General features: G+C 38.9%; 24 protein-coding genes. 18 read left to right on the top strand and 6 right to left on the bottom strand.

The features are described from left to right. Window positions 1-271 precede the first annotated feature (271 nt). The 4 genes from H0185_RS17760 (at window position 272) to H0185_RS17775 (ending at window position 4,258) form a co-directional block, all read left to right on the top strand. The gene (locus H0185_RS17760) at window positions 272-463 is read left to right on the top strand and encodes a DUF2281 domain-containing protein (protein WP_221874828.1); all 192 of its coding nucleotides are present in this window, start codon (window positions 272-274) and stop codon (window positions 461-463) included. Window positions 464-951: 488 nt separating this feature from the next. Next, window positions 952-2,730, top strand: coding sequence for an acyl-CoA dehydrogenase family protein (locus H0185_RS17765; RefSeq protein WP_221874829.1), 1,779 nt, complete (start codon window positions 952-954; stop codon window positions 2,728-2,730). A 169-nt stretch (window positions 2,731-2,899) separates the two neighbouring features. After that, window positions 2,900-3,121, top strand: coding sequence for a hypothetical protein (locus H0185_RS17770; protein ID WP_221874830.1), 222 nt, complete (start codon window positions 2,900-2,902; stop codon window positions 3,119-3,121). Window positions 3,122-3,334: 213 nt separating this feature from the next. Then, window positions 3,335-4,258 (top strand): LysM peptidoglycan-binding domain-containing protein, encoded by a 924-nt coding sequence (locus H0185_RS17775; RefSeq protein ID WP_221874831.1) that lies wholly within the window; start codon window positions 3,335-3,337, stop codon window positions 4,256-4,258. Between the two features lie 66 nt (window positions 4,259-4,324). On the opposite strand, the gene H0185_RS17780 is transcribed toward H0185_RS17775, so the two are convergent. Then, the gene (locus H0185_RS17780) at window positions 4,325-5,092 is read right to left on the bottom strand and encodes a DUF3891 family protein (protein WP_221874832.1); all 768 of its coding nucleotides are present in this window, start codon (window positions 5,090-5,092) and stop codon (window positions 4,325-4,327) included. A gap of 260 nt (window positions 5,093-5,352) precedes the next feature. On the opposite strand from H0185_RS17780, the gene H0185_RS17785 reads away from it, so the two are divergent. Beyond that, entirely contained in the window at window positions 5,353-5,577 is a 225-nt protein-coding gene (locus tag H0185_RS17785; RefSeq protein WP_221874833.1) for a YdbC family protein, read from the top strand. A gap of 158 nt (window positions 5,578-5,735) precedes the next feature. Beyond that, window positions 5,736-6,683: a cation diffusion facilitator family transporter gene (locus tag H0185_RS17790; protein WP_221874834.1), complete on the top strand. Its 948-nt coding sequence runs from the start codon at window positions 5,736-5,738 to the stop codon at window positions 6,681-6,683. A gap of 27 nt (window positions 6,684-6,710) precedes the next feature. Here H0185_RS17790 and H0185_RS17795 read toward each other — a convergent pair whose 3' ends face one another. Continuing rightward, the gene (locus H0185_RS17795) at window positions 6,711-6,995 is read right to left on the bottom strand and encodes an ArsR/SmtB family transcription factor (protein ID WP_221874867.1); all 285 of its coding nucleotides are present in this window, start codon (window positions 6,993-6,995) and stop codon (window positions 6,711-6,713) included. A gap of 244 nt (window positions 6,996-7,239) precedes the next feature. Between H0185_RS17795 and H0185_RS17800 the strand changes: the two genes are divergently transcribed. Together H0185_RS17800 and H0185_RS17805 are read left to right on the top strand one after the other, a co-directional pair. After that, the gene (locus H0185_RS17800; RefSeq protein WP_221874835.1) at window positions 7,240-7,947 is read left to right on the top strand and encodes an HAD family hydrolase; all 708 of its coding nucleotides are present in this window, start codon (window positions 7,240-7,242) and stop codon (window positions 7,945-7,947) included. A gap of 72 nt (window positions 7,948-8,019) precedes the next feature. Continuing rightward, window positions 8,020-8,442: a DUF1801 domain-containing protein gene (locus tag H0185_RS17805; protein ID WP_221874868.1), complete on the top strand. Its 423-nt coding sequence runs from the start codon at window positions 8,020-8,022 to the stop codon at window positions 8,440-8,442. Window positions 8,443-8,510: 68 nt separating this feature from the next. On the opposite strand, the gene H0185_RS17810 is transcribed toward H0185_RS17805, so the two are convergent. Beyond that, window positions 8,511-9,179, bottom strand: coding sequence for an SIMPL domain-containing protein (locus tag H0185_RS17810; RefSeq protein ID WP_221874836.1), 669 nt, complete (start codon window positions 9,177-9,179; stop codon window positions 8,511-8,513). A gap of 290 nt (window positions 9,180-9,469) precedes the next feature. Between H0185_RS17810 and H0185_RS17815 the strand changes: the two genes are divergently transcribed. From H0185_RS17815 to H0185_RS17830, 4 genes are all read left to right on the top strand, one after another. Continuing rightward, a complete protein-coding gene (locus H0185_RS17815; RefSeq protein WP_221874837.1) occupies window positions 9,470-10,285 on the top strand; it encodes a glutamine ABC transporter substrate-binding protein in 816 nt (271 codons plus the stop codon). A 90-nt stretch (window positions 10,286-10,375) separates the two neighbouring features. Further along, window positions 10,376-11,032: an amino acid ABC transporter permease gene (locus H0185_RS17820; protein ID WP_221874838.1), complete on the top strand. Its 657-nt coding sequence runs from the start codon at window positions 10,376-10,378 to the stop codon at window positions 11,030-11,032. Then, window positions 11,032-11,754, top strand: coding sequence for an amino acid ABC transporter ATP-binding protein (locus H0185_RS17825; protein ID WP_221874839.1), 723 nt, complete (start codon window positions 11,032-11,034; stop codon window positions 11,752-11,754). Before H0185_RS17820 ends, H0185_RS17825 begins: the two co-directional genes overlap by 1 nt. Window positions 11,755-12,010: 256 nt before the next feature. Further along, the gene (locus H0185_RS17830) at window positions 12,011-14,785 is read left to right on the top strand and encodes a bifunctional diguanylate cyclase/phosphodiesterase (protein WP_221874840.1); all 2,775 of its coding nucleotides are present in this window, start codon (window positions 12,011-12,013) and stop codon (window positions 14,783-14,785) included. 53 nt (window positions 14,786-14,838) lie between these two features. Here the strand turns inward: H0185_RS17830 and H0185_RS17835 are convergent, their stop codons facing one another. Then, window positions 14,839-15,240, bottom strand: coding sequence for a cbb3-type cytochrome c oxidase subunit I (locus H0185_RS17835; RefSeq protein WP_246629268.1), 402 nt, complete (start codon window positions 15,238-15,240; stop codon window positions 14,839-14,841). A gap of 157 nt (window positions 15,241-15,397) precedes the next feature. On the opposite strand from H0185_RS17835, the gene H0185_RS17840 reads away from it, so the two are divergent. The 6 genes from H0185_RS17840 (at window position 15,398) to H0185_RS17865 (ending at window position 22,153) form a co-directional block, all read left to right on the top strand. Beyond that, window positions 15,398-16,288, top strand: coding sequence for an alpha/beta hydrolase (locus H0185_RS17840; protein WP_221874841.1), 891 nt, complete (start codon window positions 15,398-15,400; stop codon window positions 16,286-16,288). 107 nt (window positions 16,289-16,395) lie between these two features. Beyond that, entirely contained in the window at window positions 16,396-17,394 is a 999-nt protein-coding gene (locus H0185_RS17845) for a LacI family DNA-binding transcriptional regulator (protein ID WP_221874842.1), read from the top strand. A gap of 181 nt (window positions 17,395-17,575) precedes the next feature. After that, the gene (locus tag H0185_RS17850; RefSeq protein ID WP_221874843.1) at window positions 17,576-19,027 is read left to right on the top strand and encodes a sucrose-specific PTS transporter subunit IIBC; all 1,452 of its coding nucleotides are present in this window, start codon (window positions 17,576-17,578) and stop codon (window positions 19,025-19,027) included. Window positions 19,028-19,241: 214 nt separating this feature from the next. Next, window positions 19,242-20,729 carry a glycoside hydrolase family 32 protein gene (locus tag H0185_RS17855; RefSeq protein ID WP_221874844.1) on the top strand — a complete coding sequence of 496 codons (1,488 nt, stop codon included), beginning with the start codon at window positions 19,242-19,244 and terminating at the stop codon, window positions 20,727-20,729. A 12-nt stretch (window positions 20,730-20,741) separates the two neighbouring features. Then, window positions 20,742-21,716 (top strand): carbohydrate kinase family protein, encoded by a 975-nt coding sequence (locus tag H0185_RS17860; RefSeq protein WP_221874845.1) that lies wholly within the window; start codon window positions 20,742-20,744, stop codon window positions 21,714-21,716. A 179-nt stretch (window positions 21,717-21,895) separates the two neighbouring features. Next, window positions 21,896-22,153, top strand: coding sequence for an alpha/beta hydrolase (locus H0185_RS17865; RefSeq protein ID WP_221874846.1), 258 nt, complete (start codon window positions 21,896-21,898; stop codon window positions 22,151-22,153). Window positions 22,154-22,215: 62 nt separating this feature from the next. On the opposite strand, the gene pabB is transcribed toward H0185_RS17865, so the two are convergent. Further along, the gene (gene pabB / locus H0185_RS17870; protein ID WP_221874847.1) at window positions 22,216-23,958 is read right to left on the bottom strand and encodes an aminodeoxychorismate synthase component I; all 1,743 of its coding nucleotides are present in this window, start codon (window positions 23,956-23,958) and stop codon (window positions 22,216-22,218) included. Next, window positions 23,927-24,547: an anthranilate synthase component II gene (locus tag H0185_RS17875; RefSeq protein ID WP_221874848.1), complete on the bottom strand. Its 621-nt coding sequence runs from the start codon at window positions 24,545-24,547 to the stop codon at window positions 23,927-23,929. Before H0185_RS17875 ends, pabB begins: the two co-directional genes overlap by 32 nt. Window positions 24,548-24,654: the final 107 nt, after the last annotated feature.

Consider the following 24,654-nt stretch of genomic DNA (forward strand, 5'->3'; position numbering starts at 1 on the left):
GATAAGTTTATTATCATACTATTAAAAGTGCAAATCACCAAAAAACGCCATTTATTGAGTTTAACACTTGTTTTCGATAATTTTCTTCCAATATCTATATTTCTCTCAGTTTTTTAAATTTTCTGAATAATTATAAGTGTGTATTCCAACTCTAATTTATTCCTAAACGTCCATTCAAATGTTAAGATTATTTGAATGTTTCTTGAACAGCGCTAAGGCATCCTTTCTTAATGTTATAATTTATTTAAAAAAGAAACAGGGAGGGTCACCGATGACAGCGGTAAAGGAGCGTTTACATCATATAATAGATGAGATCCAAGATGACGATGCAGCTAAAATCCTAGAAATAATTGAAAGCATAAAAGATCATAAAGATAAAGCAATGAATGTATCAACCTCAAGCACCAGTAAAGTTGAATGGGACCCCGGGGTAGATGATGAAGTATGGAAGTATGTTTGTTGAAACCGTATTTACCGTATTTAAAGCTGCGAAATCAGTACCCATCGATTAAAAATTAAACTTTAATTATACAGCAAAAAGGCATAACTCCCTTTATGATAAGGGGTTATGCCTTTTTGAATTTAGCCTAAGTTTAGGACTCTATTGAGTGGAGTGGAGTGTGGCGAAGACTCCTTCGAGAGTCCGGGGCAGGGAGACCCCACATGTCCCCAGGCACCGGAGAGAAAGAAAAGCGGAAGCGCCTTGTTCAGTCCCTCCGTTTATTGCAGTGTTTTTTTTAGGTTCACATTTTATATATTAATTGTTGCATGTTCTACCCAAAATAGGGAGTGCTCGTTACAAAATGCATCTAGAAACAGTACAAGTTGTGAATGTTCAAGTTGGTAGATGCATAGATTTTTAGGAGATGAAGCCATTTTTAAGAGCAAATCTTAATGCTAGGACAAGGAATGCTTGCTTAAGTTTGCTATAGGATGAAAGGAAGGTACTCTATGGAAAAGTTAAAAAAGCTAATCTCCGGTGGACATTATCTCGTTTCAGAGAGCAATCCAGATGCTGTTTTTAGCCCAGAAGATTTTACAGATGAGCATAAGATGATTGCGAGAACTGCGAGGCAGTTTGTTGAAAAAGAAGTACGATCACATCGTGAGGCAATTGAGCAACAAGATTTTGAAAAAGTGGTGGCATTACTGCGTGAAGCTGGCTCGCTTGGGTTACTCGCTCATAGTATCCCTGAAGCCTATGATGGTCTAGGTTTAGATAAAGTGAGTAAAATCCTTGTTGGGGAAATTGTCGGAAGTACAGGTGGTTATGGAGTTGCCCAATCCAATCATACTTGCATTGCGACACTCCCGATTACGTATTTTGGGACAAAGGAACAAAAGAAAAAATATTTACCAAAGTTAGCTTCCGGAGAATATTTAGGTGCCTATTGTTTAACAGAACCATCAGCAGGTTCAGACGCATTGGCGGCAAAAACAACGGCCGTTTTAAATAAAGAAGGTACACATTATGTGTTAAATGGAACAAAAATATTTATCACAAATGCTGTATTCTCTGACACCTTTATTGTTTACGCAAAGGTAGATGGACAAAAGTTTACCGCTTTTATTGTTGAAAAGAACTTTCCAGGTTTGTCTCTTGGTCCTGAAGAAAAGAAAATGGGAATAAAGGGATCATCAACTAGGTCCGTGATTATGGAGGACTGCCTAGTTCCTGTTGAAAATGTACTTGGGGATATTGGGAAAGGTCATGTGATTGCCTTGAATGTATTAAATCTAGGACGATTTAATTTAGGGGCGGCATGCATGGGCGGAGCAAAAGAAGCTTTAAAATTGGCCGTTGAATATACGAATGAGCGGGAGCAATTTGGCAAAACTCTGGCAACCTTTGGAGCAAGCAAAGAAAAGATTGCAAGAATGGCAGCACGAATCTATGCGGCAGAATCGTTACAATATCGGACAGCCTCTTTACTTGAAGATGCATTAGGCGATATCTATGATTGCGAAGATAGAAAATTGGTAGGTTCAAGATTAATGGAGTATGCGTTAGAATGTGCCATCTGCAAGGTTTATGGTTCAGAAACCCTTGACCAAGTCGTGGACGATTCCCTACAGCTTCATGGTGGTTCTGGTTTTATTCAGGAATATCCAATTGAACAAGCCTACCGTGATTCACGAATCAATCGTATTTTTGAAGGTACGAATGAAATTAATCGCTTACTTGTAACTGGAAACTTCTTTAAAAAGGTTGCTAAGGGAGAGCTTCCAGGAAAAGAAGCGATTTGGAATGCGGTTCGGGAGTTACATGATGGAAACACCGTGCAGCAGAGTGGTCCTTTAGCGAAAGAAAAAGCAGGTGTTGCGTCCATTCGAAGAGTGTTCCTAGCATCTGCCGGCATTGTCTATGAGCTATTTGGGCCTGAAATTAGTGAAGAACAAGAAACCGTGATGAAGCTTTCCGAAATTGCCATCGAATTGTTTGCGGCCGAATCTGCTGTGTTACGTTCTGAAAAACAAATCATGAAAAATGGCCTTGAAAAAGAACGAGTAAAGAAGCTTTTGGCTGAAATGGTTGTCGAACAGAGCGTATTAAAGGTACAGGTTCTTGCTCAAGAAATCATCGGGGGTCTAGAAACCGATAAAGCAAGTATCTTAAAGATTGCTCCATTGATTAAACAAGAACTAGCCTCTTATCATGTGGAAAATCGAGTAAGCAGGATTCGAGAGTTGGCAGCTGTAATCAATGATGCCAAGCAGTATACCTGTTAATAGGATCGAGGATGAAAAGACCTACTAATTGATTTAGTAGGCCTTTTTAATGAGGAATGTTCCTTCAATTGAATTGTGCTGTTTTCAACTTCTTCCAGAGTTTGGATATAAAAAGAAAAATTGGGAACCCTAATCATAAGAGGAAGATTTTATGAAAGGGGGTTTCCTGATGGAACTAGATAAAAACATGCAGTTTGAAATAAAAAGTGGCTTTATGCCAAATCTCAGCATGTCTGATTCGTTAACCATCCTTGAAGTGACACAAAACAGTGTCGTCATTCAGATGAATAAGTCCAATGGAAGAGGCGTTTTCCCATCTGAAAATCTTCAGTATTGGATTAAGAAAGGCTTACTAGTAAAAATGGATGACCAGCACAAGAAAACTTCTTAAATAACCTATCCAAGTTAATAAACGTAAACGCCCGACTTTTCAACAGGAAGTCGGCCTTTTTTGGTTCTTTTAGATTGAGAAAATACTTTTCATAACTAGTGGTTCTTTATGCTAGTAATCAGCTTATGCATTAGCAACATTCCTTAGGAAACCAGCCTATTATGTTAAAAAGGTTTCCTGAAATAGGCTTGTAAAGATGGAGAATATTTCCTGTTGGTTACGTACTCTGTAACAACGGGGGTGTTTAATATAAAAAAGATAAAAAGGAAGATTCAAGTAGTTCTTAGTTCGATGTTTTTGATGGGTGCCTTTACCTTTGGAATGGGATTTACTCATAACGCTAAGGTTCAGGCAGAAGAGGATGTTATTGTGATTCAAAAGGGTGATACTCTTTATAGCATTGCCAAACGGTACGGCACAACTGTTCAAAAGTTAAAAGAAGACAATCATCTAGCAAGTGATTTAATTTATGTTGGGCAGAAACTTCAAGTGCCAGGTCAACCACAAGTTGAAACGTTGTATGTGGTCATGGCTGGGTCGTTTAGTAAAAAAAGCAATGCAGATAAGCGAGTGGCCCTATTAAAACAGCATAAGGTTGATGCAGTTGTTGTTTCGAAATTTATCGATAATAAGACCTATTATCGAATCCAAGCAGGAGCTTTTTCGAAAAAAGAGAATGCAGAAAAACAGTTAAAGATGTTGAATACTGCGGGGATAGGAGATGCCTATATTTTAACTTCAAAACCACTGCAGTTAAATGGGATCACTGTTGGGAGCAGCTATAACCAAGTCGTTGAAAAATATGGAGTCCCTAACTTCTCAGAAGAACAACAGAATACCATCTCTCATTTTTATGTGGATGAAGGGGCAGGGCTACGGATGCAACTAAGTAGCGAAAATGGCAGTGTGAAACAATTGCACGTTTACCCGGAGTACTTGCCACTACTGAATATCCCACGGGAGAAAGCGCAAGTGATTGAAAATTATGATCATCCAAATATAGTAGAAAAAGTGTCGTGCTATGAATCAGCGGTATGTGAAAAAATGACTTACCAGCTCAACGGTCTTCAATTAAATGTGCAAATTGATCGCGATGGGAAAACAGTCCAATATTTAGAATTGAAAGAAATACGTTGATTTTAAGCTTATGGAGGTAGTTAGCAAAAGCATAAAGCTTTTGCTAACTACCACTTTTTTAATCAGTTACATAAAAATTACTTCTCTGTAAAGGATGGGGGTTTCCTTGTAAGCATAAGTTAAACCATGTCTTTCAATCGTAGCTTTTTGAACTTCCTTATAGGGGAGCGTGACCTGAAGTTGTCCGTTCAAGGGAGAGGTCGAAAGGTTTATATACTCTTTTACGCTCCAGTCTGCTGTGATTGGTAGATTGTGAGCAAAAGGGAATATCTGAGGGAATCCGTTTCGAAAAAATGGATATTCCTGTTTTTTCGTTGTGCCGGGTTTATTAAGGCACAAATATAGCGAGAGATTATCACAAAATTTCAAAATGTCTAAGTGAAACATCAAATTTTTTTCTTTTTCGCTATCCTTATCGATGCCGAACTGGTTGACTAGTTGCTTTTGCCTGTTTTTTTCTTCACTCACAAATTGTTTACTCACTTGATCCGTTGAAGCTTCTAGAAAAGAAGTGTAATGTAAACTGCATAATAAGGAAGCGTATTTGTTAAGGGTAAATACCTCATTAATGCCTTTTTGATAATAATGTATTTTAGGTTTCGTAGGATAATCCATGAAAGAATACGGTTGTTGTTTGGTAGGATAGCCTTTAGGGGCCTTATCAAGTTCAATCCAACCACGGTCGTGCTCGTAGCATGCCAGGACAACGTCCTTTTTTCGGTCAAGCCCTGGAAAATATTCTTCTTTCCAGCTTTCCGCAATGTGCCCAGAAACCCTAGCATGGTCATGTTGAGTAAACATAAGATAACTTTGTTCTTGCTCGAGTATGATCATGTCGAAGAAACCCTTTCTCTTTACTCAAAACTCCGTTCAAAAAAGTAGGAAGTTGAAAGTAATAAATTTTATTTATGTATACTCTTTTTGTAGGTTTATCATTCAATGAATCTGATGGGTATCATTTTAACGAAAGATTATGTTGAGGACAAAATAATGTAGTGATTGTTTGTGTATTTTCTAATACTAAAAACGGTCGGGTTAATCTTGTAGGTTTCCTGTTAAACGAAAACGCTAAAAGAAGTGAAAGGGGATAAGAAGTGGCAGCTACGATTAAATATGAAATCACTGAAACCATTGGGGTCATTTCAGAAGGTGCAAAAGGTTGGAGAAAAGAATTAAATCTTATTAGTTGGAATGAACGTGAGCCAAAATATGATATCCGGGATTGGGATTCCACCCACGATAAAATGGGCAAAGGGATTACCCTTTCTAGAGAGGAAGTAAAGGAACTCAAACAATTGCTAGAGAGGCTCGACCTATAGGGTTCAAATGGTTTTGATTGTTGTTAAAAAGCCTTTAATCCTCTAGACAAGGGTTAGAGGCTTTTTAAACATAAATAATGATTGACACACTTTATAAGGACAATACATAATGTATATATGAGCATATATTCATATTTAAAACAAGGGGGAAACTAAGTATGGGGCACGGTCATTCTCATGGCCATCACCATGGCCACGGAGATCATCATGGGCACGGTCACCATCACCACCACTCAAATAATAAAAAAGCGCTACTAGGGGCTTTTATCTTAATCGCCACTTATATGGTTGTTGAGGTAATTGGTGGGTTCATGACCAATAGCTTGGCCTTGTTGTCAGATGCAGGCCATATGTTAAGTGATGCAGCTGCGCTTGGGCTAAGCTTATTTGCCATTAAATTAGGCGAACGGTTGGCAACAAAGAAAAAGACATTTGGATTTAAGCGGTTTGAAATTATTGCGGCAGCCATAAACGGAGCAACTTTGATTATTATTTCTATTTTTATTTTCTATGAGGCGATTGAGCGCTTCTTCCATCCACCAGAAGTTCAAAGTCTAGGGATGTTGAGTATTGCGGTCATTGGACTCTTAGTAAATATTTTGGCAGCATGGATGTTAATGAGAGGAGACAAGGACGAAAACCTCAATGTTCGGAGTGCTTTTCTTCATGTCCTAGGAGATATGTTAGGCTCTGTGGGGGCCATAGCTGCAGCTCTTGTCATTTACTTTTTCGGATGGGGAATTGCCGACCCAATTGCGAGTGTCATTGTTGCAGCACTTATTTTATTCAGTGGTTGGAGAGTAACCAAGGATTCTCTTCATGTATTGATGGAAGGCTCGCCAGAACATTTAAACATCGATGAGCTTAAAAAAGCACTCCTCGGCGTAACGACCGTCCAATCTGTACATGACCTCCATGTTTGGTCTATTACATCTGGAGTTCCTATGTTGAGTTGTCATCTGGCCATCTCTGAAGAAGGTCAGCATGATCAAGTGTTGCATCATGCACAAACCCTTCTTCATGATCAGTTCGGAATTGACCATAGTACCATTCAAGTAGAATCTGAAGATGCCGGCTGTCCAAGTAAACATGGACCGTGTAATTAAAGTGTGAAATGAGTCAACAGAGCTTTATCAATGATGATTGGCATGATCGATGGTTTGTTTAAGAATGCTTTTAACATGTTCATCATCACAGCTATAATAAACAGTCGTTCCTTCTTTTCTGAATTTAACCAATCGAAGATTTTTTAGGAAACGTAACTGATGTGAGACTGTTGATTGAAGGAGAGATAAACACTCAGCAATGTCATTGACAGAGTGCTCGCCTTGAAACAGGAGATGTAGTATTCTTAATCGTGTCGGGTCGGACAACGCTTTAAATGTTTGAGAAACGATAAATAATGTCTCCTCATCCATCACCTGAAATTCTTTCTTATCCAAAAGATCAGCCTCCTTTATATAAAATTATTCTTTGTTAAGCTAAAATAAAATTGTGGGAGTTCCATCTTTCCCACGATTTTTTTTATCTACATATTAAATTGTAAAGCAAAATATTCAAGTGTGCTATAGTGGATGATGGTAGGGGAGAGTATCTTACGTAGAACACTAATAAACCTAGTATAGAATTAGGAATGTAGATAATTGAGGAGATAGGATATTAATGAACATTAAAGCGATATTTTTTGACTTAGATGATACCTTACATGACCATCACGCTCCTTTCGCAAGGGCGATTATTCCTTTAATAACGAGTTCAGAAAGTCAACTAAATACGGTAGATATGTACAAGACTTTCCGATATTACAGTGATGTGTTATGGAAAGAGTACGATGGTGGGGAAATTCCACTCGACCAATTAAGAATTGAACGGATTGTCCGTACCTTAAAAGACTACGAGGTAGAGGTATCAAATGAAAAGGCAATTCGATTTCAACAAAGCTATGAAAATGAATTAAACACTTTAACTTTATTTCCCGAAGTACCAATGCTTATAAAAGAATTAAAAAAGGTTGGAGTAGAGGTTGGCCTCATCACAAACGGTCCGATACAGCATCAGCGTATGAAAATTCAGCAATTAGGATTGGACGAGTATTTTTTGGAAAACCACATTTTTATCTCAGATCAAGTGGGAAAGGCAAAACCGGATCCTTACATATTTGAAGTAGCAGCTCGAGAGATAAAACTTCCATCAGAAAACCTTCTCTATGTTGGTGACTCCTGGGAAAACGATGTTGTGGGACCAATGAAGGCAGGGTGGAATGCAGTTTGGTTCAACCATCGAGGAAAACACCCATTAACAGACCACAAGCCAATTGCGGAAATTAATACGTTATCTACTTTATTAGCACTTGTAAAATATGATAACTAATCTTCTCTTAGAAGGGTTTTTGCTGAGAGCACATAATGAATAGTAAAAAGTGTAAGAAGGAGTGACCCGGGGATATATGAATTAAAAACAAAAGAAACAGATAATAGTGTCATACATTTTATCGAAAATGTGGACAGCCCCAAAAAACGCGAGGATTCATTCAAATTATTAGATCTCTTTTCTGAAACCTCCGGATATGAAGCAAAAATGTGGGGGCCGAGTATCATCGGTTTTGGATCGTATCATTATAAATACGCTTCCGGCCATGAAGGAGATGCGCCGCTAGTCGGGTTTTCTCCTCGGAAAGCGAAAATTAGTTTGTATTTTGCCCCAGGAGATACAGAGAGAGAAGAACTGTTAAAGGAATTTGGAAAGCATACCACTGGTAAAGCCTGTGTGTATATTAATAAAATGGCGGACATTGATGTTGAGGTCTTGAAAAAATTAATTAAGCAATCGATAAAATTCCTGAGGGAAACCTATCCTGAGGAATGAGGATAAGGAAGGGAGTAGGCGTAGTTCAGTACGCTTACTCCCTTTTTCGTGTGCGTGAAACGAACATTTTATGAAAAATAAAACTTAACTTCCACCTTAGCATCAATTTCGATGTTTCCTGGTTGCACTGGAGTTGATTGTGCCTGTGCGATTTCTGTTCCTAATAATGTGTGAAAAGGCATTACAGGTGGGGGCAGGGTTTGTTCGGTAATTTGAGCAGGAATAGGATCTAGCGTTAGCCTCATGGTCTGTGCGATAACATGGGCTTTTGTTAGCGCATTTTCTAATGCTTTTTTTAAAGAATGCTGATAGTAGGCTTCGATGTGTTTAACCGAGAACTGGATATTCAAAACCCTATTCGCTCCATTTCGAACGGCAGTATCAAGGACTACACCTATTTGTTCAATGTTTTCAACGGTAAGTGAGAGCATATGTGTAACCTGATACCCTTTAAACTGTTGATTCCCATCAACATATTCGTATATTGGTAGGATTGTATAGTCGGAAGTTTGAATAGTAGACGATGAAAAACCAAGTCTGAACAGAGCTTGAGTAACCAGTTGGATGACCTTCGAACTTTCCTGTTGCGCTAGTCCGAGATCGAGATTTCGAACCTCTACTCCTAATTGTACGGTTGCCCTATCTGGTTTTATGGAGAGGGTGCTTTCCCCAGTCACCTTCATAAACCTTCGTTTAGGAGCATTAGCTTGCCTATAAGGAGGGAAAGACATACTCATCAAAATTTCCTCCAATCATGTTAAAAAAATGATGTACGTTATAGTTCATGAGCATTGCTAGCGTTTTATGTTACTCTTTTCAGATTGAGAAATCTTATTTTGTGGGGAGTTTTGTCGCCTTATAGCAAGCATCTAGAGGATTCTCTAGTTATCGATAGGAATTGTAAGGATACGAAGAGTGAGGTAGTCTCTTAGGCTTATTTGCTAGAATACTCTGAATATATAAGAAATACCGAAGTTTAACAATTATGTAAACTTTGTAATAATTAGGTGCGAAGGGGGAGAGATATATGAAAAAAGGATACTTATACTTTGTGATGCTCATCCTTACCACGCTTATCATAACAGCATGTGGGAGCAGCGAAGAATCTTCAGGTGAACAAACGGATGATTCAACAGGAGGCTCAAAAGAAGGAACTGTTTATACAGTTGCAACAGATAGCAATTTTGTTCCTTTTGAGTTTCAGAATCCTGATACAGGAGAAATGGAAGGGTTCGATATCGATTTAATTCAGGCACTTGCTGACGAGTCAGGCGTTGAAATTGAATTTGAAACACTGGAGTTCAGTGGGTTAATCGCCGGAATGGAAACGGGTCGTTTTGAAATCGGGATTGCCGGGATTACCATTACGGACGAACGAAAAGAAAAAATAGACTTCTCTAATCCATATTACGATGCAGGGCTCATCACGGTCGTTGAGGCAGATAATGAAGAGATTACCTCAATGGATGACCTATCAGGGAAGAAGGTTGCAACAAGAACAGGGTCAACTAGCTATGATTATTTAACAGAGAATTATCCGGATGCAGAAGTAGTTCCATTTGAAGGAATCGTAGAAGCGTATATGGAGCTACGCAGTGGTCGAATTGATGCGGTCGTCTATGACTCTCCAAATGCACTTTATTACGTAAATGAAAAAGCTGAAGGCAGTCTGAAAGTAGTAGGAGACATTGCCGAAGCTCAGCAATATGGCATTGCCTTTAAACAAGGATCAGAGCTCGTTTCTCCATTTAACGAAGCCCTTGAAAAGTTTAAAGAAGATGGAACATATGATGATATTTACGAAAAATGGTTCGGTGAACGCCCATTTGGCACGGAGAACTAAACAACTCTGATTAAAAAAAGTGTAGCAAGTTTAGCTTGTTACACTTTTTTTAGACTGAGATTACTATTTTACATAAAAGAAGGTGAGAATATGGAAGCTTTATTAAACTCAGACTATATGAAACCAATGCCGTATTTACTAGAAGGACTTCTTTATACATTGCTCATTACTTTTGTGGGGTTGTTTTTTGGATTTGTCATCGGAGCAATTATGGGGTTTGGTCGATTATCTAAAAACAAATTGATTTATGGTCTTTCATCAATCTATGTAGAAATCATAAGGGGAACCCCCTTACTAGCCCAAATTCTCTTTATCTATTTTGGATTATCTCAGCTACTGGATATTAATATGCACAAACTCGTTGCGGCTATCTTAGCGATTGCTCTTAATGCCGGTGCCTATATTGCAGAAATCGTCCGAGGTGCCGTGCATTCCGTTGATAAAGGACAGATGGAAGCGGGAAGATCAATCGGCTTAACGAAAACGCAGACCATGCGTTACATTATCTGGCCACAAGCCTTTAAACGAATGATACCACCACTAGGCAATCAATTTGTGATTAGTTTAAAAGATACCTCGCTCTTTTCAGCTATCGCAGTAGGGGAGATGGTGTATCAAGCAAAAACCTACTATGCAACGACCTTTACACCATTTGAAACCTTAAGCATGGTTTGCCTACTTTATCTAGTAATCACAATCCCTACATCGCTTTATTTGCGACGGATTGAAAGGAGGCTGGATGTTTAATGATACAAGTAAAAGATTTGCATAAATCCTTTGGGAAATTAGAAGTATTAAAAGGAATCAACGCCAACATAGAGGAGAAGGAAGTTGTTTGTGTCATTGGACCTTCTGGTTCAGGGAAAAGTACGTTCTTACGTTGTTTGAATTTATTAGAAGAAGTGACTAGTGGCGAAGTAATCATAGACGGAGAAAATTTAACCGATCCTAAAATTGATATCAACTCGATTCGATCACGGGTGGGCATGGTCTTTCAGCATTTTAATCTTTTTCCACATATGACGGTCCTCGATAATATCACACTTGGACCTCGCAAAATTAAAAAAATGAGCAAAAGTGAAGCAGAAGCCGCCGCATTGCCTTTATTAGAAAAGGTTGGTTTATCAGACAAAGCATCTGTATACCCTGATAGTTTATCAGGTGGACAAAAGCAAAGGGTTGCCATTGCTAGAGCACTGGCCATGGAGCCAAAAGTTATGTTATTTGACGAACCGACTTCAGCACTTGATCCTGAATTGGTTGGCGATGTACTAGAAGTTATGCAAGACCTCGCTAAAGAAGGCATGACAATGGTCGTCGTGACCCATGAAATGGGTTTTGCAAAAGAAGTTGGAAACCGAGTTTTGTTTATGGATGAAGGCATTGTCATGGAGGAAGGCTCACCACAGCAAATCTTTGACAATCCACAGAATAGCAGAACACAATCATTTTTGAGTAAGGTCTTGTAAATTCTTATAGAAGGAATTCAAAAGCATTTCTGGATAGGGGAGCCCAGGAATGCTTTTTTCATTTTCATTGCCTTAGTAAAAGGTACGTTCACCACTCTTTACGAAAACAGCCTTTTTAAATCCCATCAACACCCAAGTATTTATCCATTTGATAAATACTTTGTTCTAAGGGGGAAAAGCTATAAAGAGGGAAAATATTCTATCGTTCCTTATTTTAGGGATTTTGCTATTACTGACCTTGGGGTGCATCGTTATCATGGAGGATCTTACTGTTCATGGTCACTATAATCTATTATTAGTGATCTTTTCAATTATTACATCAATTATCACATCATATACAGCGCTAATATTGTTAACAAGAGTATCTGGATTAAAAGGGAAGACAAGGAAGATTTGGCATTTTAGCAGTGCATTTGTTTTAGGGCTAGGAATATGGTCGATGCACTATATTGGGATGTTAGCCATGAACCTGTCCCATAATGGTGAATTCAAGCTTGTACAGGTTCTTTTGACTCTGGCCATTGCGGTCTTTTTTTCCTTTGCTTCTTTATTTATTCTTGTTGTGAATAAATCGATTTCTAATCCATGGGTGCTTAGTAGCATTTTACTAGGCATTGGTATTGCAATTACCCATTATATTGGCATGACTTCAATCAGTGCACATTATACGGTGTCCTATTCGCCATTTATTTATGGATGTGCAACTCTGTTCGCCTGTATGGTTTCCTACCTATCTTTTAGGCTCTTTGGGTCAAGTGAGAAAATAATCTTTTCAACAACAATGAAAAGTGCCATTTACCTAGGTCTTGCCATTAGTGGGTTTCATTATCTTGCCATGATGGCAGCGACGACGGTTTATGATCAAAACGGGGACAATAATGTGCATCATCCAGTGATTAGTTCAACAATTTTAGGGATTGGACTAGAAATAGCCATTATTACAATAGTCTTCATTTTAATGTTTTTCGCTAAGGTCGACCAGAAGATTTCTGACCAAGAAGAATTAATTCACCTGAATGAACAATATTACAAGTCCTTATATGAACAAAATCCGGACACGATTTTAACTTTTGATTTAGATGGCAATTTTCTCACAGCGAACCAAGCATTAACTTCCTTGTTTGGTTATTCGATAAAAGAGTTGGTGAATAAGCCTTTTACACCCCTAATCATCCCGGAGGATGTTGATAGGACGGTTCATCACTTTTTTAGAGCTAAAGAGGGGATTCCATCTAATATAGACTGTACCATCATCGATGCGACTGGAAACCAACGTAAGATAAATATCACGAGCATCCCCATTACTGTTAATCAAACAGTTACTGGTGTCTATTGCATTGTAAAAGATATCACTGAGTTTATTAAGGCACAACAGGATTTGGTCGAGGCGGAGTCCAAATACAGAACTCTTGTGGAAAATTCTCTTGTCGGGGTTTACATCATGCAAGAGGAAAGAATTGTTTATATTAATCCCTATTTATGCGAGATGCTTGGTTACAGTTGTGAGGAACTCTTTGGCATGAATCTTTCAGAATATATTTATTCAGAAGACTTGGCCTACGTACGAGCAAATATCAGAAAGAGAATCTTAAATGAACAAGCAAACCTTACCTATACATATAGAGTTGTTCGAAAGGATAAAAAAATTCTCACGGTACAGGTATATGGATCGAGAATTGTTTTTGAGGGGGAAACTGCGGTTATCGGAGTTGTGATTGATGTTACCGATAGGGAAAAGAACGAACAAATGATTAAACATATGGCCTATCATGACCAATTAACGAATCTGCCTAATCGAAATCGATTTTATGAAAAACTCAATGAGTTCATTGAGACATCTAAGAATCAAAATAGTGAATTTTCCTTACTCTTTATTGACCTAGACCGATTTAAAGAAGTCAATGATACGATGGGACATGAGATTGGGGATCAGTTGTTAATAAAAATTGCCGAAAACATGAACAGATGTGTCCAAGGTGACGAAATAATCTTTAGACATGGTGGGGATGAATTTACCATTCTTCTTCCTCACTCGAGTATCAGTAAGGCAAAAGCCATTTCGAAAAAGATAGTCGATGAATTATCAGTCCCCATATTGATTGATCAGTACGAACTTATCATCTCACCAAGTATTGGGATTGTTGTTTATCCTCACCATGGCAACAGTCCTATGGAGCTCATAAAAAATGCTGATTTAGCGATGTACTTTGCCAAAAATACAGGAGCAAATAACTATAAACTCTTTACGAAAGAGTTTTTGGTTCATTCCCAAAATAAAGTGGAGTTGGAAATGGATCTTCGTAAGGCATTAGAGCGAGGCGAATTTATGTTATACTACCAACCTCAATATCATTTAAAAACACAAGAAATGGTTGGGGTAGAAGCCTTAATTCGCTGGAACCATCCCAAAAAGGGAATAATTTCTCCACTTGAGTTTATTCCCTTCGCTGAAGAATCAGGGCTCATCATTCCAATCGGAGAATGGGCAATCCGTGAAGCTTGTTCACAAAACAAAACCTGGCAGCAAAGCGGATATCCCGCAATTGCCGTTTCGGTTAACTTATCGCCAAGACAGTTTCAATCAAATATCGTAGAAACCATTCAGAGTGTTTTATTGGACTCAGAGCTCGACGCAAAGTATTTAGTGCTAGAAATTACCGAGAGTATAATGATGGAAGTGGATAAATCGATTTCGACGCTTAAGGAATTGAAGATGCTAGGGGTAAAAGTTAGTATTGATGACTTTGGTACAGGGTATAGTTCACTTTATTATCTGAAGAAATTTCCAATCGATAAGTTGAAAATCGATCAATCCTTTATTCGCGATATTGTCCATTCCAATGATGAAACGCTAGTAAAGACGATTATTATCATGGCACATACTTTAAACCTCCAGGTCATCGCTGAAGGAGTGGAAACAAAGAAACATGTCGACTTGCTAACAAGTCTCAATTGTAACGAAGCACAAGGATTTTACTTTGGGAAGCCAGTGCCAGCTAAAGAGCTAGAGAAGACCTGGCACCAATTTTAAACAGAATAAAAAAGTCCCCTACTCAAGATGAGAAAGGGGACATGTGTAGTTATTTAGCCTTTATTTAATAATTGTGCCACATCTGCTGCTTTAACGTTTCTGAAAACATTGATGACAAACAGCAACACACTTAGAACCAAAATATTAGGGAAAATCATTAACAGAAACATGAAGGATGTATTACCTAAAAGAACTAAACATAATCCGAGCATAAATAAAGGAAGTGAAATGTTATAAAGCCAAAAGTGTAGCTTCGCTAAAACAGACCCTCCAGCCTTTGGGAATAGAACATAAATGATCCCGAACAAACCCATAGAAGCCCAACCAACTAAGTTAATGTGAGCATGAGCGCCGCCTAGTCTATGGTCTCCAATAATCTCCATTGTAAGACCCATCCCTACACCTATTAAGAAATACAAGGCTGCCATTTTAAGAAAAAGGACCCCAACCCTCAATGATAACACCTCCTATAAAGTTAAAGCCTTTACAATTTTATTGGGTAAAGTAGGTAAATATAACCAAATTAGCTGGATTTTGTTATGATGAAAGGACTATGTAAATGGGATGGTAGTACAATTAGGATAGCTTAAGAGATAAAAGGACGTGTGGAAAGTGAAGCGAGGGAAAGAGTCGGTTTCAAAGCATCCTTCAATTGAAGATATAAATCACTATTTATCGTTTTATGAAATCTATACTCAAGGAATTGAACACCATTTTGAATTTTTCCAGTATGGCGCGGAGAAGATCTTTATTCAATCCTTCACGCCTTCAAACCCAATAGGATGTGTTCTCGTGGTCCATGGGTACTTAGATCACAGTGGCTCCATACGAAATTTAATAAACAGTTTGCTCCATAAGCAGTACCTCGTGATTACATATGATTTGCAAGGACATGGCTTGTCTAGTGGAGCCCGAGCAGAAATCAATGACTTTCATGATTATGTAGCGGTTTTTCATGAAGTAAACCAGTGGGTAAGGAGGAAAACGAACTTACCACTTCATGTGGTGGCTCACAGTACAGGCGGAGCGATAATCCTAGACTATTTATTAAGGAAACAAGGAACCTTTAAAAAGGTGATTCTTGTTTCTCCACTAGTTCGCTCCTATAAATGGCATCTTTCAAAACTAGGGATTAGGCTGATTTTCCCTTTTGTAAAACAATTGACCCGTGTGTATAAAAAAAATTCCTCCGACGCGGCCTATTTGAAGTTTGTTAAACAAGATCCTCTTCAACACCATAAAATACCACTTGTTTGGTTTGTGGCTTTAAGGGAATGGAATAGGAAATTAAAAAACTACAAAAAGTCTGATGAGAAGATTTTCGTCCTACAAGGTGATGTAGACCAAACCGTTGACTGGAACTACAACCTGACTTTCATTCAAAAGAAATTTCCTAACTGTCAAGTTCGTCTTGTTCATGGAGGAGACCATCAACTTCTAAACGAGAATCCAAGCTTGCTTGCCAAGTCATTATTTTATATTCATGAGTACTTGATAGAATAATTGGCCGGACCTGTTATTAGGCAGATTGGATGCTTCTGTTCGAAATGGGATTAGAAAGTATACTATAATGATGATAAAGAATAATAAATGTTGTGAGGTATAAAAAGATGAGTAGCACCATTTCAGATATAGCCAAACTTGCTGGGGTTGCAAAGAGCACCGTTTCTCGCTTTTTAAATGGGGGTTCCGTTGGAGAAGCTACCCGAAAGAAAATTGAAAAGGCGATTAAGGAAACCGGGTATACACCTAACCCGTTTGCCCAAAGTCTGAAAGCGAAGAAAACAAATATTATTGGCACGATTGTTCCGCGGCTTGACTCCTACGCTGCTTCACAAACATTAATTGGGATTGATGAGCAATTAAAAGAAATGAATTATCAGATGCTCATCTCCAATACAAGCCAAAGTTTGGAACGCGAGATTGAGAGTATTTATAGCTTTGCTAACCAAAAGCTGGCGGGCATTATCTTATTGGCCACCGAAATTACGGACAAACATATCCAAGCATTTGAGGCAGTTAACATTCCAGTACTCCTAATCGGACAGGAGCATAAAGAATTTCATAGTCTTATCCACGATGATTACCATGCTGGTTATGAAATGGGGCAGTATGTTCTGGAGAAAGGCTATCGGAACATTGCTTATTTGGGAGTAACCGAAAAGGATATTGCGGTAGGAGTGAAACGAAAGCAAGGATTTAAACAGGCAATCTCAGAAGGACCTGAATGTCAAGTCCACTACTACGAGACTGAGTTCAATATCCCCGCTGCCCAAGCAAGTGCATATAAGATTATAAAAGAATCAAAGCCTTCCATTTTTGTTTGCGCTACAGATAATATTGCCCTAGGTGTGCTAAAGGCAACCTATTCAGAAGGGTTGACAATCCCCAAGGATCTAGCTATTACGGGTTTTGGAGGGTATGAGGTCACAGAAATCATCCATCCTAGCTTAACGACCGCTAAGTTTTTTTACAAAGAAGCAGGACAAACGGCCGCTAAGCATATGGTTGACCTTGTCAATGAACGGCCAATAGAAAAATTAACCATTTCAAAATATGAAATTATCGAGAGAGAAAGCGTTGACACTAACTCAAAACATATTTTATAATACAGACAAAGGAACCGGTTCCACTAAACGGTTATACCGAATAGGTATGGCCAATGAAATCGGTTTTTCTTTCGAATTATATTTTTTTAGATAGAGATGGAACCGGTTCCTATCAATGGAATGTTATTTTTTTGAACAAAAACGGAACCGGTTCCGCTTGAAACAATAGGAGGGGATTAAAATGGATCATAAAAAAATAGCACAAGAAGTATTAGACGCAATTGGTGGGCAAGAGAACCTATCAGCAGCGGCCCATTGTGCAACACGATTACGTTTAGTATTAAATGACGAATCTATCGTCGATCAGTCAAAGCTTGACCAAATGGATGAAGTAAAAGGGACCTTTTCAACTGGGGGTCAATATCAAATAATTTTAGGATCCGGAACGGTAAATGAGGTATATAAGCACTTAGCGAAGTTATCTGGTCAAAATGAAATGTCGACGAGTGATGTAAAAGAGGCGGCAACGAAGAAACTGAATCCAATTCAACAATTTGTAAAAATGCTCTCAGACATCTTTGTTCCAATTATTCCGGCCATTGTGGCTGGTGGATTGCTAATGGGAATCAATAATATCCTAACAGCTCCGGACTTATTTATCGAAGGAAAATCATTAGTGGATGCAAATCCTGAAATGGCGGATTTAGCAGCACTCATTAATACATTTGCAAATGCGGCCTTTGTCTTTTTACCGATATTAATCGGTTTTTCGGCAACAAAGAGATTTGGAGGGAATCCATTCCTTGGTGCGACTCTTGGAATGTTAATGGTTCACCCAGACTTATTAAATGGATACAACTACGGAGCAGCTTTACTTGATAACGATGTTCCTGTGTGGAATCTTTTTGGCTTGGAAATCGAAAAGGTTGGCTATCAGGGAACCGTGCTACCTGTCCTTGCCTCCTCTTTTATTTTAGCAAAGACAGAAACCTTCTTACGGAAGTTTGTTCCATCAGCTCTAGATAATTTGTTAACGCCTTTATTCTCCATTTTTATTACAGGTCTTTTGACATTTACATTAGTAGGTCCACTTACCCGTTCGGCGGGGAACTTACTTACAGATGGAATCGTCTGGATGTATGACACAACAGGGGCAATTGGTGGTATTATTTTCGGTCTGTTTTATGCACCGATTGTCATTACCGGAATGCACCATAGTTTTATTGCAGTTGAAACACAATTATTGGCGGATGTTGTAAAAACAGGTGGTTCATTTATTTTCGTTATCGCAGCGATGTCAAATATCGCGCAAGGTGGAGCAACACTTGCTGTCTTAAAGACAACGAAAAATGCGAAAATCAAAGGGACAGCCTCTGCTGCTGGAATCTCTGCGTTGTTAGGCATTACCGAGCCAGCTTTGTTTGGGGTTAATTTAAAATTACGCTATCCATTTATCGGTGCGCTTATCGGTGCCGGCGTCTCATCAGGCTTTGTTACTTTATTCCAGGTAAAAGCAACAGCATTAGGGGCAGCTGGCCTTCCAGGAATCATCTCGATTCGTCCGGATACAATCATTTCTTACATCATCGGGATGGCCATTTCGTTCGCAGTATCCTTTGTGGTCACCATTATTTTGGCTAAAAGAGATGCAAAAAAAACAGCAAATCAGGCTTCTGAACAAGCAGCAGCATAATGACAAAAAAATGACTAGGAGAATCCTGAGATTCTCCTTCATTTATTTTAATTAGTAAGTTTGGACTTATAGAATTGTCTAGCTACAGCGCCTAACTCCTCGGGTCATAAGCCGATCCGCCAAGAAGGTTAAATAACAACCTTTTCGCGGGCTCGTCATAGGGCTGTCGGGGGCTAATCAGGCGCTTCCGCTTTTCAAAATAGGAGTGAACAGCATGGAATGGACAAAAGAACAGCGATACAGAAAAATAGACGATGTTACGGAGAAAGAAATCCAAGCGCTAGCACAGCTAGTCAATCAATGTCCATGGCGACAGTCTTTTCATATTCAACCAGTAACAGGACTCTTAAACGACCCAAATGGCTTTGCTTATTATAACGGAGAATATCATTTATTCTATCAGTGGTTTCCGCTTGGTCCTGTTCACGGATTGAAGCATTGGTACCATACGAAATCAAATGATTTTGTTCATTGGGAAAATGTTGGAATGGCGATTGAGCCATCAAATGACTATGACAGTCATGGGGTTTACTCAGGAAGTGCCCTTGAACATGAAGGAAAGCTTTACCTTCTATATACAGGCAACACCCGTGATGAAAACTGGAATCGACATCCATATCAATGTTTGGCAGTGATGAATGAAAACGGTGCTATCACCAAAAGTGATAACCCGGTAATTGGTGATGTTCCAAAAGGATACACCGATCATTTTCGTGATCCAAAGGTGTGGCAACAAGGAGAAATGTTTTACACAGTAATTGGTGCGCAAAGAGAAAATGAATCAGGATGTGTGGTTTTATACCAATCTCCTAATTTACAAGACTGGCAGTTTGTTGGCGAAGTGAAAACCGACCTAGAATATTTTGGTTATATGTGGGAGTGCCCAGACTATTTTGAGATGGATGAACAAGGAGTTCTAATCTTTTCACCACAAGGTCTAGAGGCAGAAGGGGATGCTTATCATAATATTTATCAGTCTGGTTATGTGATTGGCCAGCAGCTAGATTTAGAGAAAAGCGAACTTACTCATGGTCGTTTTCAAGAGCTTGATCGAGGATTTGACTTTTATGCTCCGCAAACAACATTAGATGCTAATGGTCGTCGAATTTTAGTAGGGTGGATGGGTTTACCAGAAATCGATTATCCGACTGATAAAAATGGCTGGGCGCACTGTTTGACTCTTCCAAGGGAATTGTCAATAAAAGACGGGAAGTTGATTCAACAACCAGTCGACGAATTAACATTGCTTCGTGGTAAAAGCATGGAAGCTAAAAAAATAATGAATCATGAAACAATCACTCTTGATGGCTTTGAGGGTGAGGCATACGAACTTATTGTAGAATTCTCCGCTAACACTGCAGCAGAATTCGGTCTCGAACTTCGCGTTGGGGAAAACGAAAAGACTATTATCAAGTATGATGCTGCTGAGAGAAAAGTGGTCTTTGACCGGACCTATTCAGGGCAACCTTTCGCTGAAAATTTTGGTACAGTTCGAAAATGTAAGTTGGATGCTGAAATCATTTCATTCCGTATCTTTGTTGACAGCTCTTCTGTAGAAGTGTTTGTCAATGATGGAGAAGAAGTATTCACAGGTAGAATTTTTCCTAATAAAAATAGCCAAGGAATTCGCTTATTTGCTCATGGAGGGCAAACGAGTGTGAAGGCCGTTAAATGGGAGATAAGTAGTGATAATGAAAAGTGATGAGGTGACATTATGGGAAAACTATTTTCGATAGGTGAGGTATTAATTGATTTCATTCCCCTTCAAAAAGGGGTTGCATTAAAGGAAGTTTTCGCTTTTGAAAGAGCTCCTGGAGGGGCACCTGCGAATGTGGCAGCAGCTGTTGCCAAGTACGGACAAGAAGCTGAAATGATATCTATGTTAGGAACAGATGCGTTTGGAGATTTTTTAGTAGAACAACTAACAAAGGTAGGAGTACAAACGAATAAAATACTTCGGACAAGTGAAGCAAATACTGCTTTAGCCTTTGTCTCTCTACAGAATAATGGGGAACGTGACTTTTCCTTTTATCGAAATCCATCTGCTGATATGCTCTTGGGCGAAGAGGAAATTGATCCACAATGGTTTCAAGCGGGTGATATCCTCCATTTTTGTTCGGTAGATTTAGTGGAGAGCCCAATGAAACACGCACATAAGAAAGCCATCAAATCTGTGTCAAACGCGGGTGGAATTGTCAGCTTTGATCCAAATGTCAGGCTCCCACTTTGGAAAAGAAAAGCAGACTGCCGTCAGGCAATTCTTGAATTTATACCATTCGCGGATATTGTAAAGGTTTCTGATGAAGAACTTGAGTTCATAACTGGCATTGAAAATGAGGAAAAGGCATTACAATCTTTGTTCATTGGTAATGTGAAAGCAGTCGTTTTCACGAAGGGTGCCTCAGGAGCTTCTCTGATTTTACCTGGAAACCATTATACATCAAGCGGCTATTCAGTTGAGGTAAAAGACACAACTGGTGCTGGGGATGCTTTTATTGGGGGATTTTTATACAATCTACTTGAATTACAAGCAACCCCCGAGAAAGTTGAGGGAATATTACAACACCATCAGGCAGAGATCCTTCGCTTTGCAAATGCTAGTGGAGCTTTGACCACAACCGAAAAGGGTGCCATATCGGCTCTCCCAACAAAAGAAGAGATTGAATTGTTGATTGCTCAGAATAAATAAATAGACAAGCCCGGAGATTAGAGCATAAGCCCCCTTTTAGAAAAAGGCCTTATGCTCTTTTTGCGTTCTTCCTAATTAGAAGGAAAAACAGGATCGGATGTGTAATAATTATCAAAAGAACACAGATTGCGAAAAAGGGAGACTTGTCATGCTAGAAACGTTTAAAGTGCCCTTATTCAATGAAGAGAGAAAAATTCGAGTCTATAAAAAACACTGGCTTGTCAAGGCTTTATCGAGTTTATCTAGATTGTGGGACAAATGAAGCAGGAGAGGGTGCAAAAGTCAGTGAGTTGTTTTTAACATCGAATCAAGCTGTCCATAAAATCGTAAAAGATAAAGTGACAGAAACAAAGTTTCACAAAATTAATGGAGGCGAGCATACCTATAATACCTTTAAAAAGCGCATCCCTAAAGTGATATCATTCCTTACAATGTAGGCTATAGAATTCTATAAATATAAATAAACAGGAGCCTCCATTAGGAGAATGCTCCTGCTTAATTAAGTAAGTTTCACTTCAATCCACTTTCGAACACTATTAATAAACCAAATCCTTTTGCTCTTATACAAGTCTGCACGTGTTATTGTTCGCTCCTGAATATCTCCATTTTTTATCAGTCTCTCACGATAGGTACCAGCTAGTAACCCACTGTCAATGGGAGGAGTCCATTTGCCATCATCCATCTCCAAAACAACATTCCCGTTTGTAAACTCTGTCAATTCGCCTTCTTTGTTCCATAGAAGGACATCAAAAACTCCAGAAGGTTTCTTGCTTTGAAAAAAGGAATAAATTTCTCGGTTTGTTGTCTTGTGGTACAGGAAGGGATTATTTTTATCAATTGGTTCATCAGCCAGGATTATCGTTGGCGATTCTTCTAATGGTGAAAGAAGTTGAGTATCGAACGTGATTTTTCCATCCAGAGCAATTAAGAGGCGAACCTTTACTTTATCATTGGGAGTGGAACACGCAAGTTTTTTGAGCTGTCTCTCTATTTTTTCGCGACTAAAAGGATAACCAAAGTAGTTCGCTGTATTTTCGAGTCGCTGCAGATGTTCATCAAGTAAAAAGTAGTGCCCCTCATTTAATAAAAGGCTCTCAAGCAACTGAAACTTAAGATTGGTTGCTTTTAGTAGGCTTGCCTTTGCGAGGACCTCATGATATTCTCCCTCACTGGTTGAATCCCATGTGACACCTCCGCCGACACCATAAGTCGCTTTCCCGGTTTCGTGTTCAATCAAAACTGTTCGAATGGGGACATTAAAAACAGCCTCTTTATTTGGAGTCATATAGCCGATTGCGCCACAGTAAACTTCTCGCGGCATTGTTTCTATATCGGCAATAATCTCCATTGTGCTTATCTTTGGTGCTCCTGTAATCGACCCACAAGGAAATAGAGCTTTGAAAATATCGCTGAGTTGGGTGGTCTCCGGTACTTTTGCTTTAATAGTTGAAGTCATTTGGTGAACGGTTGGGTATTGTTCTATCTCAAACAGTTTATCAACTCTAACAGATCCAGTTTCTGCAATGATTCCTAAATCATTTCGAAGCAAGTCGACAATCATCACATTTTCTGCGCGGTCTTTTTCAGAATGATAGAGCCAACTCGCATTTTCCTGATCCTCAGCCAAACTGTTTCCTCTTTTAATGGTACCCTTCATCGGTCTTGTTGTCAGTTCTGTTCCTTCTAGTCGAAAAAACAATTCAGGCGAAGCAGATATAATGCTATGCTCTCCCGTTTGAACATAAGCACAATAATTAGAGGATTGAGCTCTTTTTAATGTTTCAAAATAAGCGATCTCATCGCCACCAAATTGAGAATTCATCCGCAGGGTATAATTTGTCTGATAAGTATCGCCCTTTTCAATAGAGTGTTTGATTGATTGAATGGCAGAATCAAATTGTAATCGATCAATCGAAGGAATCCATTCTGACAGGTGGTATGCGCCAGTGCTAGAAATGGATTCTTCCAGAGGCTCTGTAAAAATCCCAAACCATAGAAGTGGCATGGTTCCCCCAGTTCTGACTTTAAAAGCAGGGTCGAAGGCAGGGGCACTTTCGTATGATAAAAATCCAGCTGCATAGAATCCATTTTGAATTTCAGCTTGTACAAGTTCTAAACTGGGGAGTACATCACTAATTTTATCCGCTTTATAAATTTTTATTGGGTTTTTGAACGTAAGGGGCTTTATTGTTCCTTCTGAGGTAGCAAACTCAAAGGATAAGAGTGGGTCTCGTTGTTTCATTAGATTCTTCCTTTTGTGTTTTTTGTTGTGTTAAAAAGAAGTTTGCTAACATCTCCAACCCTTTTTCCGTAAGAATGGCTTCGGGGTGGAACTGAACTCCTTCTACTTGTAATTCCCGGTGGCGTATACCCATTATTTCTCCATCCTTCGTTCTCGCGCTAACTTCGAGGCAACTTGGGAATGATTCTTCATCAACAATCAGGGAATGATACCTTGCTACCTGTAATGGAATTGGGAGGTCTTTAAATAGTCCTTTTTGGTCATGATCAATCATGGCCGTTTTTCCATGCATTGGCTGGAATGCCTTCTTGACATTTCCTCCAAAAGCCTGCGCAATGATTTGTTGTCCAAGACAAACCCCGAGTATTGGAATACGGGGGTGAAATGTTTTTACAATATCTAAACAAATTCCTGCAGCATCAGGATTTCCAGGTCCTGGGGAAAGAAGAATATGAGACGGCTGCATGTTTTCTATCTCTACTAATGAAATTTGATTATTCCGTTTCACAATAACTTGTTCACCTAGTTCACGAAGGTATTGGACCAAATTGAATGTGAAGGAATCATAGTTGTCTATTAAAAGGATCATAATCAACACTTGCTCCTCTACAAAATTCTTCTAGCATAAAGAGTCATATCGAATTACTACCCAAGCGCTTACAAGAATTCTAGCATAAAAGATTTTGCATTTACCCT

The organism is Mesobacillus maritimus (genome assembly GCF_019749255.1).
Classification (GTDB): domain Bacteria; phylum Bacillota; class Bacilli; order Bacillales; family Cytobacillaceae; genus Mesobacillus_B; species Mesobacillus_B maritimus_A.